Consider the following 17,038-nt stretch of genomic DNA (forward strand, 5'->3'; position numbering starts at 1 on the left):
GCCTACTACTTGGCCGCCCAGGTAAACGTAACGCCCGGCGTGCCGCCCGGCAGCATGGTGGGGGTAGCCTGCCAGAGGCCGCGCGGCGGCACCACGGGCGCACCTAGGCCCACACCCTGGCGGTCGGCGGGGTGGCGCCCCCAGCGGTGGCGGTGCGTGAGGTAGGCCAGGTGTGCCGACAAAATGCCGAAGCCGGCACCGGCAAACACGTCGGCCTCCCAATGCTTGTTGTTGAGCATTCGGAAGGCCCCAACCGTGGTAGCAATAGTGTAGGCCCCGATGCCGTACCACTGGCTTTTTTCGCGCAGCTCGGTGTGTACGATGCTGGCCGCCAGAAAAGCCTGCGCCGTGTGGCCCGACGGAAACGAGCGAAAATCGGAGCCATCGGGGCGCTCGTGCCGGGTCAGGGTTTTCACAATAAACACCGAACCCAGCATGATGGCCTCCGACTTAGCCAGGATGAGGGCCAGGTTCACGCGGTCGTTGCGGCTCTCCACCCCAAAGGCCAGCACGGCGCCCAGCTCTAGGTAGGGAGCCCACTGCATATAGTCGTCGAGGTGACTATTAAAGTTGGGAAAGTTGCGCTGAATGTCACGCCGGGCATCATAGGACGAGTAAAAACCGTGTTCATCGACCACGCTAATGCCGTAGCCAATGAGTATGGCCGGCACTACGGTCGCCTTAAAGACCTTGCTCTGATACCAGGGCCGGGGGGGCGTGCCGGGCAGCGTCTGGTACTTGCGCAGCGTGGTGTCGGTGGGTGCGGCAGTGGCGGGCGTGGGCAGTATTTGCGCCTGGGCGGGCAGCGCGGCACCAGTGAGCAAGCTGGCGCCCAGGCCGATACCTAGAGCCAGGCGGCGCAGACTAGCACTCGCCGACCGGGCTGTAGAGGTAAAAAAGTTGGTCATAGTAGCAGGCAAAAAAAAAGAGCCGCCCCGTGCCAAGCGGCGCGGGGCGGCCCAACCAAAAGTGGCTGGCGCGGTGCAAAGTTATTTGCCCGCGTCTTCGGTGCTCGCTTTGCTGAGGCTGGCGGCATCTTTTACAAGCACGTGTGCCCCATCTTTTAGCGTTTTGGCCACGGCCCGGAAGGGCCCGCTGGCTACTTCGGTGCCAGCGGTGAGGCCACTAATAATCTCAATGTTCTGAAAGTCGCTGATGCCAGTTTTTACCGGCGTCATCACAGCTTTGCCATTTTTAATCACAAATACAACTTCCTCAATCTTGGGCTTGGGGGCCGCGGGGCCTTCGACCTTGGTAGCCGTGCCGCGGTTAGGACCAACGCGAATGCCCCCGCCTTGCTCCTGCGTCTTAGCCGAGTCGGAGCGGGTCGTCACGGCGGCCAGCGGCACGCTCAGTACGCCGGCCTTGCGCTCGGCAATGATGTCAACCGAGGCCGTCATGCCCGGGCGGAAGGGCACCGTAGTGCGGCCGGCGGGGCCCGTTTTCACGAGGTGGCGGTAGCTTTCGGGCAGCAGACGCACACGCACCTCAAACTCCGTCACGGCCTCGGCGGTGAGGGCGTCCTTGGCCGTGTTGGCAATGGCCGTCACGACGCCCTTAAACTTCTCGTTCTGGGTGGTGTAGGAGTCCACTTCTACATCGGCCGAGTCGCCGAGCTGCACCCGAATGATGTCGTTCTCATTCACGCTTACCCGCACCTCCATGTTATTGAGGTTGGCAATGCGCATGATTTCGGTACCCGCCATTTGGGTGGTGCCCACCACGCGCTCGCCTTTTTTCACGTTGAGCTTACTGACCGTACCGCTTACTGGCGCGTAGATGGTCGTCTTGTTCAGGTTTTTCTGGGCTTCGCTCAGGCCAGCCTGGGCGCTGCGCACGCTGCTCTGGGCCGCCGTAATCTGTGCCCGGATGGCCCGTAGCTGCTCCTGCGAGGCGTTGTAGGCCGCTTGGGCAGCTTCGTAATCGGCCTGCGAAATCACCTTTTGCTTAAACAACGAAGCTTGGCGGCGGTAGGTCAGCTCGGTTTGGCGGGCGTTAGCGGTTTGCTGCTCTAGCTGGGCCTGGGCCTGGCTCACATTGGCGCGCTGGGTGCCCACCACGGCAGTCTGCTGGCTCACCATAGCCTCGTAGTTGTCGGGCCGAATGCGCAGCAGCAACTGGCCTTTCTTCACCGAGTCGCCCTCCTGCACGTAGAGCTCAGTGATTTCGCCCGATACGTCGGGCGAGATTTTTACTTCGGTTTCGGGCTGCACCTTGCCCGAGGCACTCACTTTCTCCACGATAGTCGCGGGCCCAGCCTTAGCGGCCGTCACTTCGGTGCCGGTGGGCTTGCCTATCCAGCCTTGTTTTTTGGCCACCGCGTAGCCGCCAATCAGCACTACGATGAGACCTAGGAGAATATAAAGGAGTCGGTTATTTTTCATTTTTAAGCTGTTAGCTAGTAGCAGGGGCTTTTATGCAGCCCTTAGCTACCAGCTTTTTCAAGTATTAGTGATTTTACCGTCAACCAGCAGCTAACAGCTCACAGCCATTAGGTAGCTACTCAATTGCTACAGCGCCAGCGGCTTGCCTTGATAGAAGTCCAGCACCTTGCGCCGGAAGATGAAGGTGTACTTGGCCTGGAGCTGGTTGGAGATGGCGAAGTTGAGGTTATTCTTCGTGACGTTAAACTCGGTGCCGCTGAGCAGGCCGTTGTTGAAGCGAATCTCGGCGTTGCGCTGCGTCACGGTTAGGGCCTCTACCTGGCGGCGGGCGGCGGCATACTGCAGCTGGGCGGCGCGGGCGTCGGCATAGGCCTGCTCGATACTTTGGCGCAGCGTGAGGCGCGCTTGCTCGGCTTGCAGCTGCACCTGCTGGGCATTGATGAGCGTGCGCTGCACATTGGTGCGCACCTGCAAGCCATTCAGAATCGGGATATTGAGTGCGAATTGCACCTGCTGGCCTAGGTTCTGGCTAAGCTGGTCCCAGTAGCTCTGGGGCAGAGTACTGAGGTTGCGCTGGTAGGTGATAACGCTCAGCGGCGTGAGCGGACCGCCGGGCGTCGTAGGGTTTTGCACGAAGAAGGTGGTGCGCCGCGCCGTGGAGTCGCCACCAATCTGCGTGACCGTACGCGCCGACGAAAAGCCGCTAAATATGCTACCAGCCAAAACCAACCGTGGGTAGTAGGCGCCCCGCGCCAGCTCGACGCTGCGGCCAGCACTAAGCACGCGCAGGTCGGCGGCCTTGATTTCGGGCTGCCGGGTAGCGGCCCCCTGAAATATGTCGTTGGTATTCAGAGCTAGGGGTGCCTCGGCGTCGGGGTCGGGCAAGTCGGGCACTTCAATCTGAAAGTCAGGATTAGCAGCCGGGTCTAGGTTGAGCAGCTGCAGCAGGTTGAGCCGCGCCACGTTGGCCTGGTTCTGGGCGGTGGTCACGTTCAGCTCGTCGGTGGCCAATTGGCTTTGGCTGTCGAGCAGGGTACTTTCCGGAATGCTGCCGGCTTGCAGCAGCAGCTTGGTGCGGGCAATCTGCTCCTGGTCGCGCGTCACGTAAAACTGATTGGCGCGCACCAGCTCTTGCGCTAGCACCAGCTGCAAGAAATATGAAGCTACGTTCAGGCTTAGGTCGTTGCGCGCCTTTTGCACATCGGCTTCGCTCGCCTGCAAGTCCAGAGCATTGCGCCGGATGGTATTGCGCAATTGAAAACCCTGGAACAACACCAGCTGCGAGTTGCCCGACACGTTGTTTGAGCGCACCGTCTGGCTCTGAAATTCATACGTGAGCGGGTTAACGCTGGTGCCGTACTGCCAGGCTTGGCTGGCGCTGAGGTTGGCCGTGGGTAGCAGCGCCGCCTTGCTTTGGCGCAATACCTGAGCATTGCTCTGCACCGTCAACTGATTGATGCGCAACCCAATGTTGTGCTCGAGCGCGTAGTCGATGGTGCGCTGCAGGCCCCAGGGGCCAGTAGCCGCCACCGCCGGCGTAGCCATCGCTGCTGCGGGGGCCGTGGCTGGGCGGGCGGGCTGCGGAGTCGTTTGGGCCGCCACAGGCCCGGCAGCCAGCAGGCCTGCTAGGGCCAGCGCTACGTGACCTGGGGGTAGGCAGGTAGTTTTTGCAGTCATAAGCGGAAAAGAAACGAAGGTGTAGAGGGTGGCCGGGAGCGAAGACGAAGCCACTCGGCCGGTATTTTAGAGCCCCTAGGCGGCGCTGCCGCCTGCATCGCTGCACCGGGCGCGGGCATTACAGGGGCTCGTCATTCGAGGGTGGGGATGTAAGTGATGTGATGCACCCAGCGTAGTTGCCGCAGGTAAGCCAGGGTGATGTCGTTGATGGGACTGTCCATCTCGATAAATTGCCGGGCGGCCTCATTTTTGCCTTTGCGCGACACAAACATGGTGGCGATGTTACAGTCATCGTGAGCGATAACTGAGGCAATGAAGGCAATGGAGCCCGGCACGTCATTGGCATCGATGATGAGCGTGTGCAGCGCCCCCGAAAAGTCGCAGCCGAAGCCATCGACCTCCACAATGCGAATGACGCCGCCACCCCGGCTCTGGCCCACCACCTCCACGCGGTGGCCATCGGGCCCGGTCAGGTTGAGCTTGATGGTGTTGGGGTGCAGCGTCGAGGCGTTGCCCACGCTCTGAAACGTGTAGCGCAGGCCAGCCTCGGCGGCGTGGTCGAAGGCCGTGCGGATGCGCTCATCATCAGTAGCGTACCCTAGGAGGCCGGCCACAATGGCGCGGTCCGAGCCGTGGCCCTCGTAGGTGCGGGCAAAGGAGTTGTAAAACGTGATGACGGCCTCGGTGGGCAGCGCGCCCAAGATGCGAATGGCGGCCCGCGCAATGCGCACAACCCCCGCCGTGTGCGACGAGCTGGGCCCTATCATCACGGGCCCTATCATATCAAAAATGCTGGATTTCTCGGCCACGGATTGGGGTGGGATAAGAAGGTTAGGGTGAGAAGGGGCTCGGGCTCGGAGGCGAAGAGGTAGGTGAGCGGTAGGGTGTTGTGCTTTCTCATCCTGCTTGCCTCATGTTTTCCCCTTACCTACTCACCAGCTTACTTTCTTACTGCTTGCCTCATAACTTTTTCATGCGGGGCTAAAATTAGGGCGTGGCGCCCAACCTTGGGCATGGCGCGGGCGGGCGGGCCGATATTTGCAGTGGCTCCTGCCCTCTTGCTTATGTCTGACCAGCCCACTTCGCCCTTGTCCGCCGACGAATTTTCGCCCGCTGTGCTGGCCCAATTGCGCCGCTTACAGCAGCGCTACGCCGCCGATGGCCAAGACCTAGCGGCCTACCTCGAAGGCCTCTACCACGCCGACTACATCAACTATTGGGACTACATCGAGCTGGATACTCTGCTGAGCCTGCAGCGCCCGCTCACGAAGTTTCCCGACGAGGAAATTTTCATCATCTACCACCAAATCACGGAGTTGTATTTCAAGCTCTGCCTGCGCGAGTATGAGCAACTGGGTGAGCTGCAAGCGCCGACCCTGGGCGAAGTGGTGCTGCGCCTAGGTCGCGTAAACCGCTACTTTGAGAACCTGATAGACTCGTTCGATGTGATGGTGGACGGCATGGATAAGCAGCAATTTTTGCAATTCCGGCTGAGCCTGATGCCCGCCTCGGGCTTCCAGAGCGTGCAGTACCGCTACATCGAAATTGCCAGCACCGACCTCGCCAATCTGGTGCCCGAAGAAAAGCGCCGCTTGCTCGGCGACGCCCCCACCCACGAGCAGTTTATGGGCTGTATCTATTGGCAGGCGGGCGCTACGGTCGAGGAAACCGGCGCCAAGGCCCTAACCCTAACTGAATTTGAGCGCAAGTACGCGGGCGACCTGCTGGCCCACGCCCGCCATTTCCAGCACCGCAACGCCTGGGCCGTGGTGCAGCGCCTGTCCGAGGCCGAGCGCCAGCACCCGCGCCTGCTGCGCGCCCTCAAGCAACTCGATGTGAACGTGAACGTGAACTGGCCGCTCATGCACTACAAGTCGGCCGTGCGCTACCTCCAGCGCGACCCCAACGACGTGCCCGCCACCGGCGGCACCAACTGGCGCAGCTACCTGCCGCCCAAGTTTCAGCGGCGCATTTTCTACCCCCAGCTTTGGAGCGCGCAGGAGCTAGAAGACTGGGGCAAAGGCTGGGTGGAAAAAGTGCTGGGTGAGGAAAGCTAGCGGCTAGGCTTAGCCGCTGGCAATCGCGAGAAAATTGGTAAGTCGCTCCAACGGGAATATAAAAGGGCTAGTACGCTACCGTACTAGCCCTTTTATATTCTAATTCGTTTCCTAATGCGTTGGCCCTAGGCAGCTTTCACTGACCAATCGAAGCGAATGGGCCGCTGCCACCAGCCAGGGGCCGTTAGCACGGGATGTTCATAGTCGCCTTGCAGGGCCAAGCCTTGCACTAGCGCATGTAGGGCGGTGGGCCGGGGCTGCGCCCCGCGCACGTCAAACACGCCGGGCTCATAAGAGGCGCCGTCTTGGGTGAGCAGGTTGTCCCAATCAAAGGCACCTAGCAGCGACCAAACCGTGAAGCCTCGTAAATCGACGCCGCTATCGCGCAGCCGGTTGGCTACCTGCCAGAGTTGGTAGAGCCAGCGCATTTGTTCCTCGCGGGTGCAGCCTAGGTGGGCCTCCGTGATGGCCAGCGGCAGGCCATAGCGCTCCCACACGGTGCGGAGCAACACTTCGGGGCCCGCCACCGGCGCGCCCTCTACCCGCAGGGCCTGCAAGTCGGCGTAGGCCGAGTGGTGCAGACCGCGCAAGGCGGGCATTCCTGGAAACAGGGCCATCCGCTCGTCAAGATAGCGCTCGCTGGTAGCGTAGTGGTTGATGCCTAGCACGTCGGGAGGCAGCGGATTGTCAATAAACAGCTGCAATTCGGCTTCTTCGATACCGTTGGTGCGCAGGTAGGTCCACAGCGGATGGCTGGGCGTGAGGCTGCCGGTCAGGATGTCGAACGTCAGCCAGCGCCGGTGGTTTTCAAACTCCACCTGCCGGGCCAGAGCGGGGGTGCCGTGGGCTTGCCCTAGGTCCTCCGTTTGCACAAGCCGGGCCGCCGGGTTCACTTCCCGAATGGCGCGCATGGCCTGCCAGGTAGCGTGCAGTTGGTTGAGCAGCAGGCGCACAAAGGTACGGTCGTCGCGTCCGTGGGGGTACCACAGGCCATAGAGCCCACTAAAGCGAGCCGTGGTGAGCGGCTCGTTGACGGGCGTGTAATCCGTGACCCACGGGTAGCGCTCGGCCACCATGCGCGCGTAGCGGGCCAAGCCGGGGGCAAAGTTGTCTTGGTTGAGGGCCGTGTAGCGCGGGCCGCTGCCGTGGTGCACCAGCCCCACGATGGGCGTAATATCTAGTTCGCGCAGGCGAGCCAGCCGCTCGTCGGCCCAGCGCCAGTCGGGGCGGTCGAGGCTTTCGGGGGCTACGTGCTCCCATAAAATGGGATAGCGCAGGGTGCGCAGCCCCATGGCGGCAAACTGGTCTAGGTCTTCGACCCGCTCCCAGTGGCCGTTGCGCGTCAGTTGGTTGGAGTAGGCATCACCGACGCGCCGGCACGTGCATTCTACCCCACCCCATATTTCGATTTTTGTTTGCTTCATACAAGTGTGTACTATCCTAGGGCGGGTAGTACCCGCTCGGTCAACTTCTGCTTCCCTATCTATACTCAGCACTTAACTTTCAAGTTACCAATATCCTACGCTGCCTATACCTCTTACTGGGGTAAGCCCCGCCGTCAGGCAGGCTATACCAGCCAGTTTGAGCGCGAAGCACGCTGGCGCAACAGCTCGCATTTTTTTAGTCGCCAGCGTGGGCAGCACTGCGCCAGAAGGCAGGGGCTACCCGATTGCGGCGCAGCTTATAGTGCCGGCCGATTTTAGGTGCCAACCCGCTGGGTTAGGCCCCCTGCGCCTCTAGGGCTACCTCGGGGCCAGCCGGCGCGGCGAGCTCGATATCCTTGGTTTCGGGCACCAGCAGCCAGTAAAAAACAGTGGCCAGCCCGCCCATGCCCGCCAGCACGCAAAAGCCTACCATGTAGCCAAAGTTCTTCACCACGTAGCCCGCCCCAATGCTGCTGAGCGCCGCCATCAGCCCAATGGCCGAGTACACGACGCCTTGCAGCAGATTAAACCGGCCGGTACCGTTGCTTAGGTCGGCTATCATGAGCAGGGTCACGACGCCCAGCAGGCCGGCCCCGATGCCATCGAGCAGTTGAATGGCGGTGAGGGCAATTGGATTATCCACGAAAGCGAAGAGCAGCGCCCGCACCGGCAGCAGCACAAAGGCGGCCAGCAGCACCTTCTTGCGGCCGTTTTCGGAGGCCTTGCCCGCGTACTTGGCCACGAATACCATTACACCTTGGGCCACAATGATGGCGCCCGATAAGTAGAGCGACGAGTTTTTTTGGTCGGCCAAACCTAGCTTCTGCCCCAGCAGCGGCAGCATGGGCGCATTGGCGAAGTGAAACAACGCAATGGCGATGGTAAAAACCAGAATATTGCGGTTAGACAGCAACTCTTTTACGCCGGCTACGCTAGCGGGCTGCCCGGTTTCAGCAGTGGCGCCCCGCGCCAGGTCGTGGTCGATGTCTTGCTCGCGTACCACCAGCACCGCCACCACGAGCAGTAAGCACTGCACAATGGCAAAGTAAAAAATACCCTCGTAGGAGATATAACGCCCAATGAGGCCCGCAATGATAGCGGCTAGCATGTTGCCTAGGTGGTTGAAACTTTCGTTGCGCCCCACGCGCTGCGACAGCGCCGCCTGCCCCACAATGCCCAGCGTGATAGCCGCCACGCACGGCGCGTATACCGACTGCGTGAACCCTACCCCTAGTTGCGAAAACAGCACCGGGTAAAAGCTGCTATTTACTACCACAGCCAGGCAGCACACCGCGATAATGAGCGATGCCACAATTAGCAGCAGGCGCTTGTGCCGGGTGCGGTCGATGAGGGCGCCTGCGGGGGCCTGCACCAGCAAGCCAATAATGCTGGGCGCGGCAATGACAATCCCAATTTCATCGGCTGACCAGTGGCGCACCGTGAGCAAGTACACCGACAGGTACACCCCCACCCCGTCCTTTACATCGGACATGAGCAGGCTCACCCAATCCAGGCCTTTCAAGCTGCGTGTTTTTGCTTCCATTGTGGCCATGTAGTGAGTACCCTGCGTTCAACGCAGCCCGAGCGGCTTAGATATGGTTGGGGTTACTAATGAGGCAGATAGCGTCGAGCTTACCTAGGGCCGAATCGCGGCGCAACCTCCAGTAACCGCTCGCCTATCACTTCGAATTTTTCGTTGGTGATAGCAAGCGAGCGCTCCTACTACCCCACCAGTATCGCCGGCGGATTGGCCGATTGCAACAGCCGCTCATCTTCTAGGTGGCGGTGCAGGCCGCTTTCCACACTGGGCAGCAGCAGGCCGTGCTGACTAGCCAGCACACTGTAGCGCGGGCGGCGGGCGGCCCAGCCAAAGCTGGCGGCGGGGCGGGGCACTACATATGCCTCATCTAGGCCCGCCACGCGCAGCGCCAAGCGAGCCAGCTCGGCCCAGGTGTAAGCGCCTTCGTTGGCGAGGTGCCACAGGCCCTGGGCTTGGTCGAGCAGTAAGTCGAGGCTGTGGTTGACGAGGTCGGGTACGTAGGTGGGTGAAATGAGCAGGTCGTCGGCCGCCACAAAGTCTTCGCCACGGCGGGCGGCAGTGAGAGCGTGATATACAAAATTGTGCTCGTCCCAGGCGCTGAAAAACGCGCTGGTGCGCACCACTAGAGCGCTGGGTAGCTGGGTCAACACGGCTTGCTCGGCCAGCTGCTTGCTGTGGCCATACACGCTCAAAGGGCGAGGAGCATCGCCTTCGCGGTAAGGCGTCGTCTGCTGGCCATCGAACACTAAATCTGACGAAAACGTGAGCAGCTGCACACCTTGGGCGGCGCAGGCGGCGGCCAGTAGCTCGGGGCCGGTGGTGTTTTCGCGGTAGCAGCGGTCGGCATCTGCCTCGGCCTCATCGACGCGTACGTAGCCAGCCGCATTGACCACGGCCCAGGGCTGGTAGCAACGCAGGGCATGGGTGATGGCGTGCGCATCGGCGATGTCGAGCGCGGCGCGGGTGAGGGTGATGGCGTGCAGGCCCCGAATGCGGCACACGCGCTGGAAAGCCTGCCCTAGGGTACCGGTGCTGCCGGTAATGAGGATAGGCTGAGTAGTTGCTAAAGACATAAAAAGTATTCTTAAAGCGGTTATAAAGAGAAGGTCCGGCCAGGCTAGCGAGCGGCTCGCAGCCAAGGCCGACCGGCGGCTACTCGGCTACGATGGTTGCGCTCACCAGCCTAGCTGGACCCCACCAGCGGACTGTATGCTGTATTGCGTCAACTTATACCCTAGGGCGACCCAGATGGGATGGTGCACATTATTTTCTTAGATAAATACTAGCCTATCGACCAGCAGGTTATTGTCGAGACTAGTCATTTCTGCCTTTTCCACCCAGTAAGCCCTACCGTCTTCGGGGCGTATCTAACCCAGCCTCAGGCGGGCTGCTAGCCGCAGGCAACGGCCTTTATTTTATTACTTCTACGGCCGGGTGCCAGGCGCTAGCATGGCAGCATGGGCAGTCTTTAGTAGGCGACTGGGGGGCATCTTCCACGTACCCGCAAGCCACACAGGCAAACTTGCCCGCCACTACGGGCTGCAGTTTTCGGAAGTCTTCGTCCCAACCCGGCACGATGGATAAGCCTGGCGCCGGCTCGTCAGCTTCGACCATGCTAAACGTGCCATTGGCTTCCATGTACAGGCGCTTTACCTGCCCTAGGTGCTCTAGGCTATCGCCGCGCAACTGAGCAAACAGCCGCTCGCGCGACAGCACCACACGCTCCATAATCGGCAACTGCATGACCCCATCGACGACGACCGTCGTGACGGTACCTTGCAGCAGGCGCTCGGCGGTGGGGCGGTGGGCGGCCCACCGCGTCACGAAGCGGTGCAGCACCACTACAGTGGCCACAATAGCAATGGGCGCCAGCAGGCCCCGGTCGGGCGAGAGCAGCGGAATACCAATGCTCACAGCTATCGATACCAGGCCAGCCAGCTCGGTGCGGCTAACTTGCCCGGCTTGGCGCTTGCCCATCAGGCGCAGGCCCGTGAGCAGCAGCAGGTACATGGCCACTAGGCGCAGCGAGCACTCGAGCAAAAAGCTCCAGGGTACGTCGCCCATCAAGATGCGCATGTAGTCGGTAATATGGGGAGGAGGAGGGGGCGGCATAATCGTATCAGCTAGAAGGAGTTGTAAAGCAGTATTTTATTTTTTGGTGCGCATAGTAGCCTGGCGCCCAGGCTACTTGCCTGCACGTGGCCTCACCCGTGCGCTAACTCATTAGGGAACCTAGGGCTTATTCTTTCCCCTCTTTGCCGGTTTTTACCAGCGACGCCGGTACCCAATTATCGGCTTGGCAACGCAGGCAGTGGGTGCCGGCGTGTTCGGTATCGGTGGGCACATGGCCGCATGTGGCGCACACTTTCTTATTGAAAGCGGGGCCGCTGATGGCGGCGGGCGGCGCATCTTCCCGCGGCAATACGCTTAGGCCAGGCTGCGCCTCAGTCAGCTTGTAGATGCTCAGGCGGCCATTGGCCTCGAAGTACACACGGCGTAACTCGCCCAGTTGCGCCACGCTCTCGTTGCGCAGCTGCCCAAATAGTTGCTCTTGCGACAGCGCCTGGCGATGCATAGCAGGCAAGTCCAGCTGGCCATCGCGCACTAGCAGGGCGGCATCGCCTTGCTGCACCAACTCAGCCCGGCGCGACTTATACGCCAGCCAGTTGGTGAAGCGGTGCATGAACAACAGGGCTATCAGCACGGCGAAGCTGGGGAGCAGTCCGGCAGTCGGAATCTGCATGGGCCCGGCAATCACGGCACCTAGGGTCAGCACTACGGCCAGCTCGGTTACCGACATCTGGCCTTTCATGCGGCGGCCCATGAGGCGCATGATGAATACCATAAACAGAAAAATCACGAACGCCCGCAGGGCCGTTTCGCCTACAAACGACGGCGGCGCTTCCCCAAACAGCCAGCGCTGCCAGTCGCCGAACATAATATCTTCCTTCTTCATATCCCTTACCGAATTGCTAATACCTTGCGTGAGCGAGACTTAACGCTCACGCAAAGGCCAGGGTTGCCGGTAAATAGCTATGTAACAATACGGGGCACGGCGCCGCTACCCGAGTTAGCTGCACCGTGCCCCGACCTAGGAGCGCTTAGCCTAAGGCTTAATTGCGCACCGCAATCAGCAAGCCGAGCTCCTTATAGCGCATGTTAAATTTTTTAGCAATAGCCGCATTGGTCAGCGAGCCTTTGTAAATGTAAACGCCACTGCGAAAGTGCTCGTTGGTAAACAGCGCCTCGTTGATGCCGCCCTGCTGGCTGATGTCTTGCAGAATGGGTGTGAAGATATTGCTCAGCGCGTTGGTGGCCGTGCGCGGCACCCGCGAGGCTATGTTGGGCACGCAGTAGTGCACCACATCGTACTTGCGAAACACGGGCTTGCTGTGGCTAGTCAGCTCGCTCGTTTCGAAGCAGCCGCCCTGGTCAATGCTGATGTCGATGATGATGGAGCCGGCTGCCATGCTGGCCACCATGTTTTCGGGCACCATAAAGGGGATGCGCCCCTCCTCCACCGCCAGGGCGCCAATTACCACATCGGCCCGCCGAATTTGCTGGCTCAGGGCGAAGGTATCGAGCGTGCTGGTATACAGCTGCGCACCTAGGTTGTGCTTGAGGCGGCGCAGCTTATACAGGTGGTTGTCAAATACTTTAACCTCGGCGCCCAGCCCAATGGCAGCGCGGGCCGCGTACTCAGCCACTGTGCCTGCCCCCAAAATCACGACCTGCGACGGCGGCACCCCCGTGATGCCCCCTAGGATGATGCCCTTGCCCTCGTTGGAGCGGGCCAGATACTCAGCCGCCACCAGCATCACCGTCGAGCCTGCAATTTCGCTCATAGCGCGCACCACTGGGCGCGCCCCGCTGGGGTCCTTTATCAGCTCGAAGCCAATGGCGTTGACTTTTTTGCGGGCCAGTGCATTGATGAACTCGGGCGTCATGGTGCCCATTTGCAGGGCCGAAATCAGCGTTTGGCCGGGGCGCATCAGCTCAATTTCTTCCAGCGTAGGCGGGGCTACTTTCAGGATGATGTCGGCCTTGTACACCTCATCTGTGGAGTAGGCGATGGTGGCGCCCGCCTCCGAGTAGTCGTGGTCGGAGTACTTGCTGGGCTCGCCGGCCCCACTTTCCAACATCACTTCATGGCCTTCGTTTACGAGGTGCAGCACGGCCTCGGGCGTGAGACCTAGGCGGTTTTCCTGAAGCAACGATTCCTTGGGCAGCCCGATGAAGAGCTTGCGCTTGCGCGTTTCCACGGCCAGCATCGACTCCTGGGTGAAGTAGGCGCGGCTGGTGGCCAGCGCACCGAAGCCGGGGGGTAGCTGTTCGGCCATATATTTTTTCAAGTAACAACGAATAAGTAGCAATTATCGAAGAACTAATGGCTCTACACAGGGGCATCGCCCCCTGGCAGCCTGGCACTCGGTACTTGCTAGGTATTACCTGCTCCTTGCTTAGTGATACTTAAGTAATAGATAATTGTCTTGATTCTGAACCCATTACAGCTAAATCAACCTGTAAGTGAGCGGTGGGCAATAAACCTGCCACACGGGCAGGCCATTCCACTAGACAAAGATACCCCGAATCGAAGTACTCGGCCGCACCTAGGCGAACTGCCTCTTCTTCAGAATCAATGCGGTAAAAATCAAAGTGATAGACAGGTTTTCCTTGTCCGTCGCGGTACTCATTGACCAGCGCGAAGGTGGGGCTGCTCACGTCGTCGGCCACGCCCAGCGCGGCACCTAAGGCCCGGATGAGGGTCGTTTTGCCGGCGCCCATCTCCCCTTCAAAGGCCACTACTGAGTGGCCGCTTTCGGCAATGGCAGTGGCCAGCTGCTGGGCCGCGGCGGGCAGCGCGGCGAGGTTGGGAATATCAATTTGCATAAGCTATTGGTATTTCGTTGTCATTGCGAGAAGGCACGACGAAGCAATCTCTCCTTCCGGCTTATCTAGCGTCTGCAATGCGAGAAGGAGAGATTGCTTCGTCGTGCCTCCTTGCAATGACAACTGCTTATCTTAGTGCATGCGGTCGTTGCGCACGGGCAGATTTACCACAATCTCGCCTTCTATCTTGAGCAGCTCCTGCAAGCGGGCGTCTACCTCCACTGGGTCGCAATATTCTTTGGCCAGGTCCACGTAGCTCACAAAGTGGCCGGCCTCGCTGGCCATGAGCTCGTAGTAAAACTGGCTGAGCTCGGGGTCGCGGTCTTGCAGGTGCAGCCACAACAACTTGAAGCGCTCGCAGGAACGCGCCTCGATGAGCGACGACACCAAGAGCTGGTCCATGAGCTGGCGCTCGCGGGCACCGCCCTTGCGCACGTGCGCCATCAGTTGCACCACGTATTCATCGCGCCGGGGGCGCCCTAGGGGCAGGCCACGCTTGCGCAGCTCCTTCACCACGCGGTCGAAGTGCTCCCACTCCTCGGCCACCAGGGCGGTGAGTTCGTCTACGAGGCGCTCCTTTTCGGGGTAGTGCACGATAAGCGAGATGCCAGTGCTGGCCGCCTTTTGCTCGCAATAGGCGTGGTCTACCAGAATTTCTTCGAGGTTTTTGCTGGCAATATCCGCCCAGCGCGGGTCGGAGTTGAGCTTGAGCTTAAGAATGGTCTTCATGACCGCAGATTATAACGGATTAAACAGATTGCGCAGATACGCCGGGCTAGGCCGGGCTGACTACGCTAGCTGCGGATAGACATAGAGGGAAGCGGGTACCCTGGGTAGTTGCAACGCGCAAATTTCGGTAAGACCAAGGTACTATTCGACGCTAGTAGCAGCCAGCCGGCGTTTTGCAGAAAGTACTGCCTGAGCACTAGCAATATGAAATTACCGACCGAATGCTATGGCCACCTAGCGAGCCAGGTGTAGCTGCAAGATCCGTTGTAAGCTGCGACCTAGGTGAAGAAGCGCCACCGCACACCGAGCTGCAGGCGGCGCGGATAGCCAATGTAGAACGGCGAAGCGAAGTAGCCCTCATGCCCGAGGCCTTGGTTGAGGTAGGCAACCTTGAGGAAGATGGTAGCCGCCTTGATATCGGCCGTGAGAAACACGTTGGCCACCGCGTAGTTGCGGATAGTGAAGCTGTTTTGCACGTAGAACTGCTGCACGCTGGGGCTATAGCCGTAGCCTTTGAAGGCTGACTGGTAGTAGAGTTCGGCCCCTAGCTGCGCCAACAAAGCTTTCTTGAACACGTGCGTCTGGTAATATACCCGCGACTCGGTAACGAGCGTCGGGATGCGGAGTACTGTACTATCGGCACTTGCCCCAAGGGTGTATGTGCCCTGATTATCGAAATACACCTTGCCAACCCTAAAGCGGTGGCGAGCGGTAGCAATGAGTAGCTGTATACTCCCCTCCTTCTTCTGCGCAGGCCCGAGCAAGGGACTCAGCCGATTATAAGCGGGGCTGATAGCTGGGTCATAGGTGTAGTAGACCAGGCCAGCAATATTGGCAACCGAGAAGCTGGCATCGATAGAATGGTCGGCCAGCAGCGGCAGGCGCTGCTGCAAGCGTCCCGTGAGCTGGTTGACATTCGTATTATCAAACTTATTCTCTCCTTCGAATTGCCACGTGTAGCGGTTTCCCTGCTGCAGTTGCTGGGTGAGCGTGGGAGCAGAAGAAGTGGTGAGCAGCTCGGCCGAGAGGGGCCCGGTGCGGATGCGGCCGCGCAGCCAGTATTCTCCCAGCGGATTATACCCTAGAGGCTTGTATTCACCAGCTACCTCCACCGCATAAATAGTGCGGTAGTTGAAAGATGCCGTGCCACCAAGAAAAATCTGTGAGTAAGTTCTGGAGAGACTTATCGATGGAGCTGGGGTCGTGGGGTTGATAGAAGTAGCCGGAATGGGTAGCTGCGTGCTTTGGTTTAGCGAGGCGATGCGGTAGCGGGCGTACACATCGTAGGCTATGCGGTCGGTGCGACCTAGGAAACCCACCGTGTTTTCGGCCTGGCGATAGGTCACGCGGTCGGCCGTCAGCGTGGGGTTGCGCAGCGGCGTACGGGCCTGGTAAAAGGCCCCGTCGGTGGTAGTCACCGGCGAGTTGAAGGCCCCCGTGAGGTTATTGTCGATGTAGCCGTTGTACTGCCGCCGAATATCAAACACGTGGTAGGCCGTGACCCCACGCCCCAATAGCCGGTACGAATGAAAGAGATGCAGTTGGTCGCGGTCGTCGGTGTTTGTTGCGTAAGCCAGGTTAACCTGGGCGCGTTCGTACACGAATAGTCTATTCGGATTGAGCTTGCCCGGCACAATAGTGTCGCTGGCGAACGGCAGCACCCCGCCCTGCTCTAGGGCACGGTGGCGCGTATCTACAAGGCTCACCAGCAAGTGGTAGCGCTCGTCGTCGGTTTGGTAGCGCGCAAAAAAGCGGGCGGCATTGTGCTCGACTAAGTTTGCATCGATGCCCCCGCTGGCCCCTGGCCCTACTATTCTGTTAGAGGCAAAACGCTCGTAAGCCGCCCCAATACTAAAGTTTTTCTTGAGCGAGCGGCTGTAGCTGATTTCGAAAACCTGCTCGCCCGCCCCGCTCTGGATAAAGCGAAAAAATGAGTACGGCGAGCGGCTGTCGTAGTACGGCACCTGGCTGGCGTCGAGGGCGTAGCGGTCAAACACGTTGCGCCCTAGGCGGGCCCCCAGCTCCGTATTGGGCTGAAAGAGCAGCGGCCGCGAGGCCGAGCCCACTGTGCCGAGTTCTTGCTGAAACGTGCTATCGTGCAGCCAGTACTTCTGCTGGGGCCAGCGCACCAGCGCGGTATCGATGAGCACGCCGCGCGTAGAGTCGCGCCGCAAATCGGCCTCGTAGATGACACGGGTCGTCTTGGGCCCGTAGAGCACCTTGGTCGAGTCGTCCACAATCTGGGCCTGCCCCAGCAGCGGCGCGCCCAGCACTAGCCCAAGCAGCAGAAAAAGCCAGCGGGTGGCGGCGGTCGAAGGAAAAACCATGCGGAGTAAC

The 17,038-nt window shown here is 60.1% G+C and carries 14 protein-coding genes; 1 reads left to right on the top strand and 13 read right to left on the bottom strand.

Annotation, left to right across the window (positions count from 1 at the left end):
- Positions 1–5: 5 nt before the first annotated feature.
- The 4 genes from FNT36_RS01340 to sdaAB form a co-directional block, all read right to left on the bottom strand.
- The gene (locus tag FNT36_RS01340; protein WP_144843226.1) at positions 6–908 is read right to left on the bottom strand and encodes a phosphatase PAP2 family protein; all 903 of its coding nucleotides are present in this window, start codon (positions 906–908) and stop codon (positions 6–8) included.
- Between the two features lie 81 nt (positions 909–989).
- Positions 990–2,384, bottom strand: a complete 1,395-nt coding sequence (locus FNT36_RS01345) for an efflux RND transporter periplasmic adaptor subunit (protein WP_144843229.1) — start codon at positions 2,382–2,384, stop codon at positions 990–992.
- 126 nt (positions 2,385–2,510) lie between these two features.
- Positions 2,511–4,061, bottom strand: a complete 1,551-nt coding sequence (locus tag FNT36_RS01350) for a TolC family protein (protein WP_144843233.1) — start codon at positions 4,059–4,061, stop codon at positions 2,511–2,513.
- A gap of 131 nt (positions 4,062–4,192) precedes the next feature.
- Complete coding sequence (gene sdaAB, locus FNT36_RS01355; protein ID WP_144843236.1) at positions 4,193–4,870, bottom strand: L-serine ammonia-lyase, iron-sulfur-dependent subunit beta; 678 nt, start codon at positions 4,868–4,870, stop codon at positions 4,193–4,195.
- A gap of 255 nt (positions 4,871–5,125) precedes the next feature.
- Here sdaAB and FNT36_RS01360 point away from each other — a divergent pair, with 255 nt between their 5' ends.
- Positions 5,126–6,118 carry a tryptophan 2,3-dioxygenase family protein gene (locus FNT36_RS01360; RefSeq protein WP_144843239.1) on the top strand — a complete coding sequence of 331 codons (993 nt, stop codon included), beginning with the start codon at positions 5,126–5,128 and terminating at the stop codon, positions 6,116–6,118.
- Between the two features lie 125 nt (positions 6,119–6,243).
- On the opposite strand, the gene FNT36_RS01365 is transcribed toward FNT36_RS01360, so the two are convergent.
- The 9 genes from FNT36_RS01365 to FNT36_RS01405 all read right to left on the bottom strand — a co-directional run bounded on the left by FNT36_RS01365 (position 6,244) and on the right by FNT36_RS01405 (position 17,028).
- On the bottom strand, positions 6,244–7,542 hold the full coding sequence (locus FNT36_RS01365; RefSeq protein WP_144843242.1) for a family 1 glycosylhydrolase: 1,299 nt from the start codon (positions 7,540–7,542) through the stop codon (positions 6,244–6,246).
- Between the two features lie 295 nt (positions 7,543–7,837).
- Positions 7,838–9,085 carry an MFS transporter gene (locus tag FNT36_RS01370; protein WP_233635589.1) on the bottom strand — a complete coding sequence of 416 codons (1,248 nt, stop codon included), beginning with the start codon at positions 9,083–9,085 and terminating at the stop codon, positions 7,838–7,840.
- Positions 9,086–9,264: 179 nt separating this feature from the next.
- The gene (locus FNT36_RS01375; RefSeq protein ID WP_144843248.1) at positions 9,265–10,155 is read right to left on the bottom strand and encodes an SDR family oxidoreductase; all 891 of its coding nucleotides are present in this window, start codon (positions 10,153–10,155) and stop codon (positions 9,265–9,267) included.
- Positions 10,156–10,492: 337 nt separating this feature from the next.
- Entirely contained in the window at positions 10,493–11,194 is a 702-nt protein-coding gene (locus FNT36_RS01380) for a DUF421 domain-containing protein (protein ID WP_144843251.1), read from the bottom strand.
- Positions 11,195–11,321: 127 nt separating this feature from the next.
- The gene (locus FNT36_RS01385) at positions 11,322–12,038 is read right to left on the bottom strand and encodes a DUF421 domain-containing protein (RefSeq protein WP_144843254.1); all 717 of its coding nucleotides are present in this window, start codon (positions 12,036–12,038) and stop codon (positions 11,322–11,324) included.
- Positions 12,039–12,195: 157 nt separating this feature from the next.
- Positions 12,196–13,422 (bottom strand): alanine dehydrogenase, encoded by a 1,227-nt coding sequence (locus tag FNT36_RS01390; RefSeq protein ID WP_144843257.1) that lies wholly within the window; start codon positions 13,420–13,422, stop codon positions 12,196–12,198.
- A gap of 130 nt (positions 13,423–13,552) precedes the next feature.
- Complete coding sequence (tsaE, locus tag FNT36_RS01395; protein ID WP_144843260.1) at positions 13,553–13,972, bottom strand: tRNA (adenosine(37)-N6)-threonylcarbamoyltransferase complex ATPase subunit type 1 TsaE; 420 nt, start codon at positions 13,970–13,972, stop codon at positions 13,553–13,555.
- Between the two features lie 132 nt (positions 13,973–14,104).
- Positions 14,105–14,701, bottom strand: coding sequence for a tRNA-(ms[2]io[6]A)-hydroxylase (gene miaE / locus FNT36_RS01400; RefSeq protein WP_144843263.1), 597 nt, complete (start codon positions 14,699–14,701; stop codon positions 14,105–14,107).
- 278 nt (positions 14,702–14,979) lie between these two features.
- Positions 14,980–17,028, bottom strand: a complete 2,049-nt coding sequence (locus FNT36_RS01405) for a putative porin (RefSeq protein WP_144843266.1) — start codon at positions 17,026–17,028, stop codon at positions 14,980–14,982.
- Positions 17,029–17,038 lie beyond the last annotated feature (10 nt).

The organism is Hymenobacter setariae (genome assembly GCF_007713685.1).
Classification (GTDB): Bacteria; Bacteroidota; Bacteroidia; order Cytophagales; family Hymenobacteraceae; genus Hymenobacter; species Hymenobacter setariae.